This is a genomic window from Paraburkholderia sp. 22098, from assembly GCF_052045935.1.
Classification (GTDB): Bacteria; Pseudomonadota; Gammaproteobacteria; order Burkholderiales; family Burkholderiaceae; genus Paraburkholderia; species Paraburkholderia caledonica.
Map to the genome: position 1 here is coordinate 457,721 of NZ_JBQEPV010000001.1, position 14,922 is coordinate 472,642.

Genomic DNA, 14,922 nt, shown 5'->3' on the forward strand with positions numbered 1-14,922 from the left:
TCGCGCCACGTGGTCACACCACCCGCATTTCGGGCATGTTGTCATAGAAAGGGTGTCTGCCCACGGCGGTCTGAAACCGATAATCGCTCGAGTCTACCTGCGCGACGGCATAGCCCGGTGTAGGATCGACTTTCAGCATCGCCTGCAGGCTGTCGTAGTAGTCGTCAATTTCTTTTGCGTCTCCCGCTGGAGCACTCGTCAGCGACATCTCGAGGAATTCCTTTAGCTGTCGCCGCCGCACTGTAATGTCGCCGGTGCGTCCCTGCGGATGGATGTGCTGCACCACATTGTCCAGATCGTGTTTGGTATGTGACCATCTGAGGACCTGCTTGACGGCGTCCTTTCGATTCCCATACCAGCGACCGTATTTGTGGTTGGACATATCGATGCCATCAGTCGCGTACCAATGGCGAGTCAACTGATAGATCATGATGCCTTTCGCTTCAGGCGTCGCGTACTGCAACATCCAAGGATTGGCGAGTACACGGTTCATCAATTCCACGCGTGCTGCCTCTTTCTCGTATTCTTCGATGAGATCGGTGAAGAGCCTGTTTATCTCATCGACTTCCTGCCCGACGGTCGAGGACAGATCCTGAATGCCTTGAATGACCATCACCTGAATATGCGAGAAGGCGTTAAAGGCGGTCGTTTCGACAAACTTCAACCGCTTGAAATTCGCGTGATATAGCTGATAAAAGAACCACTTGAAGAACTCGGCGATACGCAGCGCGTCGACCGAAACCTCGATATCGCCTTTCGCTCCCACGCCGAGGCACAGTCCTGCTTTCGCTTTAATTCTGAAACGGCCTGCCGCGTAGCTGACGTCAAGCATGCAGGTGAGTCCGGCGCCCGCCATTGCGGTGACCGTATCGCCCACCTTGGCAAACGGCTTGTATTTGCCACTGGGGCCTTGCTTTGCGGGCTCCATCCACTCGAGGGCTCCTTCCAGCGACAAGTCCGCACGTGCACCGGCAAACACGTCGAGATCGACATTTGCGCTTGGATCGACTGGCTTGCCGCCTACCTTGATCTCGCGTTGCCTGGTGGTGGGGTTATCGACTGCGGCGCCGTACAGGCCTAAGTCCCTACGCTTTTCATCGCGATAGTCAACGACCACACCTAACTGCGCGACCATGCTCGCACCCACCATCCCTGACAAACCCAATTCGCACTTGAATCGGACTGCGCCGAGCGGATAGGGCTTACCGTCATCGCCGTCCAGGCTCCACATCCAGCCGGCGATGTCCGGGTAATAGAAGGCGCCGGAGACCTTGCCCTCGGCAATGGCGAATTCGGCTTGCGCCGACGCCTTGATCGCTACGCGGCCCTTTTGCGGTTGCCACTCGGTGTCCAATCCCGCGCCCGCCAGATATCGCATCAATTGCGCTTTGGCCTCGATGCTAACGTTGTTGCCGAAGGCGGTCTGCTTCGGTTTCTCAGCTTCTTTCCTCTCGCCTTCGCCACGTTCAGCCGGTTCTTCCGCACCGGCGCTATAGGTGAGATCTTTGTTCCACTCTTCCGCCCACGCGAACAGCGTCCCGGTCACGTGCTTCTCGACGATCTCGGAGGACACCTTGGTCTTTTCGTACAACTGCGACTTGATGCTGCTCTCGCGGCTGATCAACACCCCTTCCTGCAGCTTGTCGACATCGATCTTGTACTTGCCATTCGCATTCTTTTTGATGAAGCTTTTCGCACCGGTTTCTTTTTCTTCCTTGCGCCCCTTCATGTCTTCGAAGGCGGTCGGACCGAATTTATGCCAGCCCGGCTTAATCTTATTCGAGCGGACGTAGTGAAGCTTGTACTTGGCGAATTTGACGGATTTCTTTCCATCGCCATCGATATGAATCGGGATCAACTCGACCATGGTAAGGTCTTTGCTATCCAGCTTGCTGAGCGGTTCCAGCTCCTTTTTGAGCGCCTTGTGTGCAGCCTCGCGCTCTTTGAGCGCGTCGTCGACGGCGGCCTTATACGCTTCACCGGCACGTGGATCGGACATGTGGTTCTGCACATCCGTGGCGTATGCCTTCAGTGCCACATCGAGCTTTTGATTGGCCTTGTGGAATTTGTCGACGCGATCGTGCAGCAGATTACATTCGCTTTGCAGACCGCTGACATCCTCCGCCGGCACGAGAATGAATTCGCCGGTCTCGGGCCGGAAGTAAAGCATGGGCGCCGGATCGTGCGGCACGTGCACGAGACTGTTGGGTGTCGTGTTAGTGGTGCCGTTGCCATCGGGTGTGTGGCTTGTGCTCGGAGCGTTCATGAATGTCGGTCTGCTTGAATGGGCAAATGAGTGAGCGCGTTCACGGAATGCGCGCGCTCTTCGGCCAGAGTCAGCTGTCGAGGAAAACTTTCAGCGCGCTTGGCGCGCTTGTCATGATGCGGGAGGTCAGGCCTTGTTCATCAGTCATGCCCTCGAACACTTTGCCTTCCGCAGTCTCGACGCGGTAGCGCACATAAGGAGCGGGGTCGCCAGTGTGTTTGTCGTGAATCTTGAACTGCTCGTTGTAAGGGCCTTCGCCGGATGGAAGTGCCGGCGGTTTGCTCGAAAGGCTGGTAGGGCCGGCGAAAGCGTGGCTGCTGCCCTTGATATCGATCTTCCCCGGCGCGTGGATTTCAATGTTTCCGTCTCTGATCCGAATGTAGGCGCCGCCGCTCGTCAAGAGAATGTCCTGTTTGGCGACTACCTCGACCCTCTCCGTCGCCGATATCAGCTTTAGGCTTTTTTGGGCGGTGACTTCGATGTTGTCGGACTGCGCCTGGATTTCTACTTTGCCCTTCGCGGCAAACAGTTTCATGCCAGCGTTCTGAACGAACAGACTGATTTTCTCGCTGACGCTTGCCAGGAGTGATTTGCCGGTTGCAATGTGCGTGCTCTGGCCGCTCACGAGGTTGACATGCTGGCTCACTGCGGTCTGCACCGACTTCTGCGTGGACATTGCAATGCCAGCCGGTGCCGCGAACAGCATGATCGGTTCTTTAAACGCGTTTGCGCTGCCAGTGCCGCCCCCGGCTGTGTTGCCGCCATCGCCGGCGGTCCCCATGGTGCGGTTCTGCGTTGCGTCCGTGAAGGACTTAAGCGAGTCGTGACCGTCTTTCAGGCTTTCTGCCTGATGGGTTTCGCTTGCCTGCGAGAGCGCCTCGATCACGCTTTCGGAATTGACCAACTGACTGCTTGCTTCGCGCACGTCCAGAGGTTGACTCGACGCGCCCGTGGACGGATGCGTCGACACGTACATGCCTTGCGCCGCCCGGATCGCGCCGTATGCATCGGATTTCAGATCGAAGCCGCTGCCAAGGTACGCACCTCGCGAGTTGCCGGTCTGCGCGATCAGATAGCCCAGGTGGAGCTGCGAGTTCGCACTGCTGCTATACATCTGGACACGGTTCTGGCCGGTGGCGTCGTCCATCACCATCTGGTTGTAGCCGCTGCCCTGGTACTCCTTCGATTTGTAGCCCGACAGGATGCCGTTGGAATGCCAGTCTGGTGTCTTCGCACCGTTGTAGACGCGCCCGGTGATGATCGGTTTGTCGCAGTCGCCATCGAGGAAAGAAACGATCACCTCTTCACCGATACGAGGCACATGCACGCCGCCGTATCCACTACCTGCATTCGATTGCGATACACGCATCCAGCACGACGCGTTCTCGTCACCTGGATTCAGACGGTCCCAGTGCATCTGAACTTTGACCCGGTTCAATGAATCCGTGAAGACCTCTTCATTCTGCGGCCCAACCACGGTCGCAGTCTGCATGTTCATTTCGGGCTTGAAATGCTCGAACGGACTGCGGAACGGGATGGCCTTGCGCTGTGCTTCGACGGTCGCGATGAAGAAGCCTTCGCTGCCGTCTGCCGCCTTGATGAGCAGCGACGAGTCGCTTGCGTGCTGTGCCCGCGCTGCGGCGATTGTCTGTTTCAGGCTATGCGGGAAATCCGTCGCGCTGCTCGAGACCGGCAGGTTGTTCTCGACGATCCAGTCCACCGCGACCACCGCGAACTGCCGGTCCTGCTGAGTGCCGCTGTCATGCTCCGGATGGTTTTGCAGTTCGAACCAGCGGCCGGTGCCGATGCGACGCACCGCGCCTACGCCGTGGAAACGCTTCGCGCGCGACTCCCACTCTTCCATACGAATCTTCGACAGTTGATCGCCGCGGTCCTGTTGTCCGTACGTGTAGGCGCCGGTGTATTCATACACCTCGGCCTGCTGCGGCAGATTCCCCTGCGTGGTCAGCGTCGGGATCGTCGTACCCTTCGGATTAGCAGACGATGACGGCGCCTTATAGTCGAACGTGCGGGTCGTCAGAGTCGTGCTTTGCAGCGTGCGCGTGCCGCTCCATTGAACGAAGGCATCGGTTTCGCTGTTTGTGCCCGAACGGTAGAAGTCGACGGTTTGTGGCGACAGCGGTTGCAGACTGCCGATATCGTCGGTAATGACGAGCGTATGTGATTTGCCGTCGGCGGCCTGATCGAAATAGCCGAAGAGCCCTTCCGTTTCCATCAGTCGATGACAGAAATTCCAGTCGTCCTCGTATTGGACGCAAAACGAGCGCTGCGGCAAGGCATTGCGCAATGAGAAACGGAATGCGCCCTGCGCCTGAGGATGCATATTGAATACGTCGGTAAGGATTTCATCGGCCGGTTTGCCCTGCCAGATACGCGCATCTTTTCTGAAGCGCAAAAAATGCATCCAGGAGACAAAACCGATTTGATAGCTGGTAATCGCGCTATCGGACCCTAGACGGCGAGCAGTATGGACATAACCGTGGTGCGGAGCATACGACTGATCGGTTTGCTGGATCCACAGCGTGACCGGCTGCGCGATCAGCGTCTTGAGTTCGATATTGTCGTTTGTGCAAACAGCGTCCAGCGTGAATTCAAAATCGCGGCCGAGCCGAGATTGTCCCACCAGCCGTTGCGGCAAAAGGACATTTGCGCCCAATGGCGTGTCCAGTCTTAGCAGACGGTCGTTTTGCAACAAACCGCCTTTGATTGCCGCGATAATGTCCTGCGCGCCCATACCGCCTCTTATCTATGCAATTTTGCGCCCCGCGTTATCGCGCGATAGTACAAAGATTACGCACTGGTCGCAATAAATAATCAAAGACAAATGTTAAATCGAAGCTTCTTTCCTCAATTTGAGGTGCGTAAGAAACCGGTAAAAACAACATGCACACCAGTAAATGCGGCGGAAGAGATACTTCTTGGCTTTTGCGGAATGACTCGCCCGATGCGCACTAAGTCAACGGCGAAAGAATGAGTGTTTGGTTAGGCATCGACAGACATCATCTGCTGCGAGGACACCAGTCGCGGCGGCGGATGGCAGCCGCAAATGCATAGATCGTCACTTAAAGCGGCATGCCTTCCGTCCGGCGCGGTCATAACCTGACGTGGCCCGTCGCATTGGATTTTCCCCGTTGTATTGCAAGCGGGGCACGCGACCGGATCCCCTTCATGGGCGACGTCTTTATCGCTCAATTGGATAGTGGTTGGCACGGCTTGAACGACGCCGTTAGCGGTCGTTTTATCGCCGTTCAGGATCAGATATCGTTTCATGGTTCGGGTGTTGTCGTTACTCGGTATATGCAATGGTGAGCGTGACCATCATCGACCGCGGGTCGGCGCGAACCGATATCGTCCCCCAGTTGAAGACGAACGAATCGACGCCTTGTGAAGTTGCAACGCGCGTCGTTTGCGCCTCCTTCATGATCAGTTTTGCCAAGGTCTTTTTTTCGCGGACCAAGTCGTCATCAGTCGCCGACCAGTCCTGCTTACGAATGCTTCCGTCATTCCAAAGCCAATCGATAGCCGCAAATCTTCCTTCATAAAAACGCGCCCCCACCGCAAAGGAGTGCCCCCAAATAATTATCTCGTCGACGCTGAACGTTTCCCAGCCATTGCGAGCGTCCAGCGCTTTCCAGCCGGCCCCGATCACATCCGCCACCGTTGTACGGCCAGGCGCGAGCACCAGGCCCGTGCCGACATCCAGCTCGCCAGTTGCAAAATTGAAGGTGCCCGACATTATTAACTCCCAAATTTCAATACATTGCCGCCGACAAGGCTACTCTTATCCTGATCCGCAACGAAGTATTGCGTACCACCGCCCTTACCGAGATTCGAATTGGCGGCTGCCTTGCCTTTCGCGACACAAATGTCTTTGGTCAGCACAAAGGCGCGGAGTTGAGATCTCATCGGTCGACCCTTCGGCCAGTTTCCAGAGTGTGCGACCTGAGTCAGATCGTTGTACTCCCGCGCTGAGCCGCTGCTGCTCAATACGGTGCGCGCGTCTGAAAAATAATTTCCGGGCAACGCAGTCGCGATTTTTTCAGGAGCAGCGTATGGGTAGAGCGTATAAAGCACCGTGCCCCGTTTAAGTACCGTGTTTTGATAGGAGTCGACCCCGTAGTACGGCGCCGAACCCTGCCACGTTTTCGCCTGCGCGGCGGGATCCTTTCCCGCGCACGGATCTTTCTGGCAACAATCCTTGTTCGGCGTTTGCGCTTTCTTCTTGAGCCCCAGCGGATCGATCCAACCGGTGGGATTCGGCGCGTACTGGTAGACATTCCCACCGCCCAGCAGTCCGATGGGATCTTTGGACGTGAATCGTCCCGTGCTCGAATCGTAGTATCGGTGCCGGTTGTATGCGAGGCCCGTTTCTTCGTCGTAGTGCTGACCCTGGAAGCGAATCGGATTGCGAGCGGCATTGGCCGTCGCCTGTGAAACGCGTGCGATTACATCACGAGCCTCGCCCCACGCCTTGTAACGGGCTTCCCACACGACCTCACCGAACTCATCGGTGAGCAACTGCGGCGTGCCAAGCTGATCACAGTGGTAATAGAGAACGTGCGCCGAGGAAGGCGGACTCACATGTTTCAGGAGCGGATCGTCTTCCGGCGCGTAGCGATCGGTCTGCTTCCAATCGGGGGTAGCAATGCCTTTGATTGGGGCGGAGACGAACTGCGCCAGAGGCACAAACGACCCGGCCTCATAAACATAATGCGTGCTACGTTCGTCGGCGCTTTCGTACGCCAACGTGTCGCCGTCCCAGCCGAACATCGTGCGTGTACCGTCGACCTCTTTACCGATACGGCGTCCGAATGCGTCGTAGAAGTAGCGTGCCTCGTGACGGCGTGCCGGCTCCGCGACGCTCGCGGCTGTCATCCGGTTGAACTCGTCCCACTCATAGCGTTGTTCGGCGCCGGGTGAGCGCTTCGTAATGAGATTCCCACGGGCATCATAGGTAAAGTGAGTGCCGGCATAATCCTTGAGCAGATTGCCCAGGACCTTGGGGGTAAGCGCAGGCAGGGTGCTTAGTTGTTGCCCGCCCGCAGTGCGCGCCTGTGCAGCGTTGCCCGGATCGACGATGTTACTTGCAGGATCGAAAGCAAAGCGCTCGGTCGCAAAAGGGCTTACCGCTTCGATCAGCCTCCCGACGGGGTCGTACTGGTAACGAGTCAGCCCCTGCCGGCTGTCGTCAATCTCCTTGAGCTGACCCACGGCATCATACTGATATCGGCGTGCCACAATCGGAGCGGGTGCGCCGGTACGCCTGAGCGCCTGCGACTCAATCCTTCCGACCGGGTCGTAACGCGTGTTCTGCGCGATCCGGTTCGATAGCGTGCGCTGCGTTTCTCGATGCAGGTCGTCACGCTCGAACTGAATCAGTTCCTGACCGTCGATCTGCAAGCCGTGGACATGGCCCGTGCCATAAACCAGCCAGTCGACGACGTGACCATCCGGGCGCACGGTTTTGACACGCGTGCCGATCTCGTCGTATTCGTGCCGCCAAACGAAGCTGCGGCGCTCATCGAACAGCTGCTGCGCGTGATGTTCGCGGACCAGATTGCCGACTGGATCGAAGAAGTGCTGCACCCGACTGATTGCATTCTGCGCATCGATCAGACGGCCACTTCCGTCATACATGAAGCGCTCGTCGCTTGCACCCGCGACGCGTCGTGCAAGGCGTCCACCGCTGTCGTATTCGAGTTGCGTCGTTTGTCCCGCTTCATCGACGGTTTGAAGCTGGCCAGTCGCCGCGTCGTAGGTGTACCGGGTCGTCATCCCGTCGAAGGCAATTTCTTCGAGGAGTCGGCCGACCGGATCGTAATGGAACTGATAAGTCGCGTGATTCGAATCAGTGAGCGCGCTCAGGCGTCCGGCCCGGTCATAGCGATAGGTCAGGAGTTCGCCCGATGCATCGCGTCGATTCGCGATCCGCCCGGCTGCGTCGTATCCGTAGCGCGTAACGCGGTTCAACGGATCCGTATGTACCAGGAGCCGGCCCTCGGCGTCGTATTCCAGCTTTTCGATTCCCGCAGCGGATTGAACCGAAGCCAGTTGGCCATTGCTGCCATAACGATAGACGACACTCCGACCGCCTGCATCCTTGCTCTCGAGCAGCCGGCCTTGTCCATCATAGGTCCACTGCGTCGTCTTTCCCGAGCAATCGGTATAGCTGGCGAGGCGCCCAGCAGCGTCATAGGCGAGTGCTTTTGCCCCGCCTTTCGCGTCGACGATCGTGACTGGTTGGCCTTGAGCGTTGTAACTGTATTGGGTCTTGTGGCCCAGCGGATCCACCTGCACCACGACATTGCCGCTGTCGTCGTATTCCCGCGTCCAGCGGTACGCGTGCGGATCGATGATGACTGTCATCTGATCCTTCGCGTCATACTCCATGCGTATCACGCTGCCGTCCGGACGAACCTGCTCGATCAGGTTGCCGCGTTGGTCGTAGATGAACCGTTCGACGCTGCCGTCCGGGTAAATGTGCTGCGTCAGATTATGTTGGGCGTCGCGATAGAACCATTCATTGAGACCGTCCGCATAAATGATTCGATACGTGTAACCGTCGATATCGAAGTAATAGCGCGTCACATTGCCGAGGGCATCAGTCACATCGACGAGACGAATGTCTGGATGCCACGCGAGGCGAGTGTCGTAGCTCCCGTCGTCCGCGTATTCGCGCACGCACTTTGCCTTGGGCCCGGACCCTTCCCACTCCAGATTCATGCCGCGGCCGGTGCGATCCGTGTACCGGGTCACGAGGTGATGCGTGTATGCATATTCACGACGATTGCCGTGGCGGTCGGTTGCCGCAATCAGGTCGCCATGCTGATCGTACGCATAACGCACCAGCGTGCCGATCCGTTCGCCTTCCTGGTCAACCTCCACCGCCTCGACAAGACGGCCGCCTTCATCGTGTGAAAACACGACGATGTTTTGCGCAGTAATCAGCCGCGTGAGCCGATGTGCATCGTCGTAGTCCAACGTGACCTGACTGCCGCTGCGGTCCTTCAGGAAAGCGAGACGAAAAGCGTCGCCGCGCTTTTCATATGCTTCGAGCAGTTCATGTCCGCGCGTGAGCGTAAGCCATCGGTCGTCCAGTTGCGCGAGCGTGAGGTCTTCGGCGAGATCGTCGTGTGTCTCGCCCGCCTTGAGAAGCGGATAGTCGAGACTACGTCCACTCGGATCGTGATAAACAAGCTTGGCCGGGTGAATATCGAAGCGCGTAGTGTACGAGGTGATCCAGCGCGCGCCGAGATTGCTGTCGTCGTAGGCAGACAGGAAGGACCGGTAAGTACGTCGCCAGACTACCGGCATGGCGCCGGGCAACACGAAGTCTTCGTGATCGAAGCGCTCGTCGCCAAGTGCATAGCCGATCGAACCGCCGCTGCGGCCCAGACCACAGCTCTTGCAGTCACTCGGCCCCGGATGCTTCGCCTTCGCCTGCGTGCCGATTGTCTCCAGTTCGCCTTCGGATTTCTTCAGTTCGGCTTCAACCTTGCCCGCCGGCTTGATGCCGACAACCTGCTTATGCTTCTGCTTTTCCTTCCATTTACGCACGGCTGTCATGAGCGCGTCGAGCATCCAGATCAGGCCGCCCACATCCGCACTGTTCAGCCCTTTGATCTTCTCCGTCACCATCGGAATCGCATGGCGTGCGTCTGCGGCCATCTGCCTGAGCCGCTGATTGGTCGACGGCGAGATCTCATTTGCTGCGCGGGAGGCGAGGTTCGCCGCGTCCTTGACGAGTACCTTGGTGCCGTCTTTCAGATACGACCACAGGTTTTCCGCAACCTTGCTTGCATCATGGGCGGCAAAGCCGTCGCCGACTTGCTCCAGATGTCTGTCGGCCGCGCGATAGTTGCCGGACGTGTCGAACAGCTTGCCTGTCGCCGCACCTTCAAAAATCTGCGCAAGGCCTTCGAGCAGCTTTTTCGCATGATCCGCACAATCATTGAGCATCTGCGCGAGCTTGGCCTGCACCTCCTGAATGAATTTTTCGATGTCGCCGGCAAACTTCGCGCTGATGTGCGCCACCAGCACCGAGATGACCGTATCGGCGATCATCTGTGCTCCGCCTTCTGCAACGGCCTTTGCGCTTTTCGCGAGTTCCTCGCGGGCCAGCTTCATCAGCGGTCGCGCACCCATGCGAAACTCACCCATCACCGGCGGCAGCGGAATGACGCCGATCAGGTCGATGCCCAGATTCAGATAGTCGAAGAAGTCTTTGGACTCCGCTTCGATCAGCCGCTTGATGTCCATCACGACGTCGATCGCAGACAGAATGTTCGAGACGACGGGAATGTAGTTCGCCAGTTGCTCGACGCGATCGAGCGTAATGTAGCCGTCGCTGACGCTCTTGAGCCACGCATCGAATTGCTCGAGCGCGGAACCGACGTCCTCCTTCGCGATAGTGACGAGCGGTGCGATGGCGACTTCGGTTCGGACAACGGCGGTGGTCTCGGCAGCGGCTGCGCTCATGCTGGATCAGGTCCGTTTAGTTGCAATTGATAAAGAGATTGTCGTATCCGCATCCGAGCAGAATCCATCCCGGGCTTTCCTGCTGATCGACAAGCAATCTGACTTCCTTCTTGCCGACCGTCTTGCGGTAGTCGACGCCTCGCCATTGAGCGTTCTCGCGCAGTGAAATAGTGCCGGCTCCTTCGCTCATGCCGCCGATATGCGCAGCCCATTGCCTGGCAATGCTGATTTCTTCGCCTTCAGTTGCGGGAATGGCGAGCAGCATTTGCCTTGGCGAGACAATCGACACGAGGTTCGACGTTGTGCCCCACGCCTGGATCGGCTTCTGCGTTTTCCACGCCAGATCCACGGCCTTTTCTTCCGGCGGCTGGCTCGTCAGACCGGGCACCCCGCCGTTGTCGACTCGGCCGATGAAACTATCGATCTCACGCGCGTCGAGCTTGCACTCGACGAAACGGGCGATTGTCCGTAAATCGGTTGTCGACTGGGCGTGTGCGCTTGCGGCGATCACGACGCTGCACGCCGCACACATGAATGCCTGAATGATTTTCATCGCGGACTTACTTCACCTTGCAGTCGGTCGCCGCCGGATAGCTGGTCGAGAACGCGCCAACGCAATGCAGCGTCACCGTTTTGCCGATGCGGGAGCGGATCTTATCGATGCCTGCCTTATCGGCAAAAGTCACACGCACGGCGGTGTCCGGATCTTCGCCGAGCTTGCCGATTACGTTGTCGGTCAGACCGGAATCGAGCGACAGCAACTTGCCGGTCAGTGCGAGCCGTTTATCGGTGTATTTCGATGCAGCGTCGGCGTCGCTCGCGTATTGCGAGGCCATGGCGGCAGCGGACGTTTTGAGTTCGGTTGCGCCGAACGCGGTCGAAGTGATGATCAACGCAAGTGCGAGATAGACTGCTCTCTTCATAGTCGGAGCGTATTTATTCAAAGTTGAACGATCGGCATCGAATCAGACGACGCCCTTGATTGCCGGCAGCGCGCTACGCGCCGATTGCGCAATGCTGCTGACTTGCTTGGCGGCACTGGCAGCCTGGCTTGCCTGCGAAAGCGCAGCGCTTGCTTCCGATGGCAATGCCTTTGTGAGCGCGCTCTGAGCGAGCCCTGCTGCCTGACCTTTTGCCATTGATGCAAGCCCGGTGGTCCCTTGTGAAGCCATGCTAGCGAGACTGCCGAGTTGCGATGCACCGCCTGCGGCCGTGCCGATTGCGCTGGTCGCCGCACCGGCGATTCCGGCCGCCGTGCCCGTGGCATCGGCGGCACCCGGCAGGAAAGAAGCCATTTGAGAAGCGGCAGCGCTGTCGCCCGAAGCGCTAAGCGGTTCGATCGGCCACTTGGTGCTTTTGAAATAGTTGGCCGGCTGGGATGGATCGCGCGGGTCATTGCCAAATTGCACTTGTGCGACGCCCGGCGGCAAACCGCTGACAGTCATGCGGCCGTTCGCATCCAGCGCACCTTGTCGCAGGAGTCCGCCGTTGGCGTCCAGCACCGAAAACTGGCCACCTTTGACCGGCTCGCCGTTCGCGTATTGATGGAGCAATTCAAGCTGTCCTGGTTGGTCGGGACGCGCCGACGGCAGCGGATACCCTTGGCTCGTCGGTCCATTGAAGCTATGCTGCGCGCCCTTGACATCGACCATGCCGGGCGCGTGGATGTCGATGTCCCCGCCTTTAATCCGGATGTACGCACCGCCGCTGGTCAACAAAATCTCCTGATCCGCGGCCGCTTCGATTTTTTCGGTTGCGGACAACAACCTGAGTGTTTTTTGAGCGGTCAATTCGACGTTGTCGGACTGCGCTTTGACTTCGACCTTGCCCCTCGCGGCAAATAGTTTCATCCCGGCGTTCTGAACGAACAGGCTAATTTTCTCGCTGACGCTAGCAAGCAGCGACTTGCCGGTCGCGACGTGCGTGCTCTGGCCGCTCACCAGATTGACATGCTCGTTCGCCGCAATATGCGCGGATTTCTGTGTCGACATCGCGATGCCCGCTGGCGTCGCGAACAGCATGATCGGCTCTTTGAATGCGTTCGCGGCACCCGTGCCGCCGCCTGCGGTATTGCCGCCACTATCCGTTGCGCCCGACACGCTGCTTTGTGTCGCATCGGTAAATTTTTTGAGCGAGTCGTGACCGTCCTTGAGGCTTTCCGCCTGATGCGTCTCGCTTGCCTGGCTAAGCGCCTCGATCACGCTTTCCGAGTTGACCAACTGTGTGTTGGCCCCGTGCGCATCTAACGGCTGGCTTTCTGTGCCGTTGGTCGGATGCGTCGATACGTACAGTCCTTGCGCCGCCCGCACCGCGCCGTACGCGTCTGACTTTAGGTCAAAGCCGCTGCCGAGATAGGCGCCGCGCGTATTGTCGCTGTGTGCGATCAGATAGCCCAGGTGCAGGTGCGAGTTTGCGCTCGTGCTGTAAAGGTGCACGCGATTTTGGCCGGTCGCGTCGTCCATCACTAGCTGGTTGTAGCCGCTGCCCTGATATTCCTTTGACTTGTAGCCTGAAAGAATTCCGTTCGAATGCCAGCTTGGTGTCCTGGCGCCGTTATAGACCCGGCCCGTGACAATCGGCCGGTCGCAGTCGCCGTCCAGAAACGACACAATCACTTCTTCGCCGATGCGCGGAACGTGAACCGCTCCGTAGTTTCCCCCGGTGTCCGACTGTGCCACCCGAAGCCAGCACGACGCGTTCTCGTCGCCCGGATTCAGTCGGTCCCAGTGCGTCTGCACCTTGATGCGGTTCAGCGAGTCCGTGAAGACTTCCTCGTTCGTCGGACCCACGACCGTCGCTGTCTGCATGTGCATCTTCGGCTTGAGGTGCTCCTGCGGGCTGCGGAACGGCACCGTTCGACGTTGCGCCTCGACGGTGGCGAGGAAGAAGCCTTCGCTTCCGTCGCTTGCGTTGACGATCAGCGTGCTGTCCGCGCCATGCGCGGCGCGGGCCGCAGCGATCCGCTGCCTGAGGCTGTGCGGAAAGTCAGTTGTTCCCGATGAGACCGGCAGGTTGTTCTCGACCACCCATTCGACGGCGATCACCGCAAACTGCCGCTCCTCTGCACTGCCGCTGCCGTGCGCCGGATGGTTATCCAGCTCGAACCAGCGGCCCGCATCGACCCGACGCACCGCGCCCGCGCCGTGAAAGCGCTTCGCGCGCGACTCCCACTCCTCCATCCTGACCTTCGAGAGCTGGTCGCCGCGCTCCTGCTGCGCGTACGTGTACGCGCCCGTGTACTCGTACACCTCCGCCTGCTGCGGCAGATCTCCCTGCGTACCCAGCGTGGGGACTGTGGTGCCCTTCGGATTGGCCGATGAAGACGGTGACTTGTAGTCGAACGTGCGCGTCGTGAGTGTCGTGCTCTGAAGCGTGCGCGTGCCGCTCCACTGCACGAACGCGTCCGTTTCGCTGTTGGTGCCCGAGCGGTAGAACTGCACCGGTTGCGCCGACAATGCGGGAAGGCTACCAATATCGTCGGTAATCACGAGCGTGTGGGATTTACCGTCGGTGGCCTGCTCGAAATAACCGAACAGCCCCTCGGTTTCCATCAGGCGGTGGCAGAAATTCCAGTCGTCTTCGTATTGAACGCAGAAGGAATGCGGTGGCAATGGCTTGGCGAGCGCAAAACGGAAAGCGCCTTGCGCCTGCGCATGCATATTGAATACATCGGTGAGAATCTCATCGACCGCTTTATCCTGCCAGATTCGCGCGTCTTTCCGGAATCGCAGGAAATGCATCCATGAGACAAACCCGATCTGGTAGCTGGTAATTGCGCTATCGGAACCTAAACGGCGGGCCGTATGGACATAACCGTGGTGCGGGGCGTAGGACTGGTCAGTCTGCTGGATCCAGAGCGTTACGGGTTGGGCGATCAGCGTTTTGAGTTCGATGCTGTCGCTCGTGGATACCGCGTCGAGCGTAAATTCATAATCGCGACCAATTCGGGACTGGCCAACCAGCCTTTGCGGCAAAAGCGTATTCTCGCCAAGTGACGTATCGAGTTTGAGAAGACGGTCACTTTGCAACAACCCGCCTTTTATCGCCGCGATTATGTCCTGCGCGCCCATACTGCCTCTTCTTATGCAATTCGCGCCCCCGCGCTATCGCGCGATAATACATAGAACCTTACGTTGGTCGCAATCACTTATTAAAAA

Annotated in this window: 8 protein-coding genes; all 8 read right to left on the reverse strand. The window is 58.4% G+C overall.

The annotated features are described in order from the left end of the window. Positions 1 to 13: 13 nt before the first annotated feature. On the reverse strand, positions 14 to 2,266 hold the full coding sequence (locus ACTJLB_RS02100; protein WP_440782307.1) for a hypothetical protein: 2,253 nt from the start codon (positions 2,264 to 2,266) through the stop codon (positions 14 to 16). Between the two features lie 70 nt (positions 2,267 to 2,336). After that, a complete protein-coding gene (locus tag ACTJLB_RS02105; RefSeq protein WP_440782308.1) occupies positions 2,337 to 5,021 on the reverse strand; it encodes a type VI secretion system Vgr family protein in 2,685 nt (894 codons plus the stop codon). Positions 5,022 to 5,269: 248 nt separating this feature from the next. Beyond that, complete coding sequence (locus ACTJLB_RS02110) at positions 5,270 to 5,557, reverse strand: PAAR domain-containing protein (protein ID WP_392392803.1); 288 nt, start codon at positions 5,555 to 5,557, stop codon at positions 5,270 to 5,272. A 16-nt stretch (positions 5,558 to 5,573) separates the two neighbouring features. Continuing rightward, a complete protein-coding gene (locus ACTJLB_RS02115) occupies positions 5,574 to 6,023 on the reverse strand; it encodes a hypothetical protein (RefSeq protein WP_440782309.1) in 450 nt (149 codons plus the stop codon). 2 nt (positions 6,024 to 6,025) lie between these two features. Continuing rightward, positions 6,026 to 10,765, reverse strand: a complete 4,740-nt coding sequence (locus tag ACTJLB_RS02120; protein WP_440782311.1) for an RHS repeat-associated core domain-containing protein — start codon at positions 10,763 to 10,765, stop codon at positions 6,026 to 6,028. A gap of 16 nt (positions 10,766 to 10,781) precedes the next feature. Continuing rightward, positions 10,782 to 11,318 carry a hypothetical protein gene (locus ACTJLB_RS02125; protein WP_440782312.1) on the reverse strand — a complete coding sequence of 179 codons (537 nt, stop codon included), beginning with the start codon at positions 11,316 to 11,318 and terminating at the stop codon, positions 10,782 to 10,784. A gap of 7 nt (positions 11,319 to 11,325) precedes the next feature. Next, the gene (locus tag ACTJLB_RS02130; RefSeq protein ID WP_440782313.1) at positions 11,326 to 11,688 is read right to left on the reverse strand and encodes a hypothetical protein; all 363 of its coding nucleotides are present in this window, start codon (positions 11,686 to 11,688) and stop codon (positions 11,326 to 11,328) included. A 42-nt stretch (positions 11,689 to 11,730) separates the two neighbouring features. Beyond that, entirely contained in the window at positions 11,731 to 14,835 is a 3,105-nt protein-coding gene (locus ACTJLB_RS02135) for a type VI secretion system Vgr family protein (RefSeq protein WP_440782314.1), read from the reverse strand. Positions 14,836 to 14,922: the final 87 nt, after the last annotated feature.

What these genes read in the sequence shown, in the direction of transcription:
- ACTJLB_RS02105 (WP_440782308.1), bottom strand. Translation starts at nt 5,021, where the DNA reads ATGGGCGCGCAGGACATTATCGCGGCAATCAAAGGCGGTTTGTTGCAA.
- ACTJLB_RS02110 (WP_392392803.1), bottom strand. Translation starts at nt 5,557, where the DNA reads ATGAAACGATATCTGATCCTGAACGGCGATAAAACGACCGCTAACGGC.
- ACTJLB_RS02115 (WP_440782309.1), bottom strand. Translation starts at nt 6,023, where the DNA reads ATGTCGGGCACCTTCAATTTTGCAACTGGCGAGCTGGATGTCGGCACG.
- ACTJLB_RS02135 (WP_440782314.1), bottom strand. Translation starts at nt 14,835, where the DNA reads ATGGGCGCGCAGGACATAATCGCGGCGATAAAAGGCGGGTTGTTGCAA.
- ACTJLB_RS02120 (WP_440782311.1), bottom strand. Translation starts at nt 10,765, where the DNA reads ATGAGCGCAGCCGCTGCCGAGACCACCGCCGTTGTCCGAACCGAAGTC.
- ACTJLB_RS02130 (WP_440782313.1), bottom strand. Translation starts at nt 11,688, where the DNA reads ATGAAGAGAGCAGTCTATCTCGCACTTGCGTTGATCATCACTTCGACC.
- ACTJLB_RS02100 (WP_440782307.1), bottom strand. Translation starts at nt 2,266, where the DNA reads ATGAACGCTCCGAGCACAAGCCACACACCCGATGGCAACGGCACCACT.
- ACTJLB_RS02125 (WP_440782312.1), bottom strand. Translation starts at nt 11,318, where the DNA reads ATGAAAATCATTCAGGCATTCATGTGTGCGGCGTGCAGCGTCGTGATC.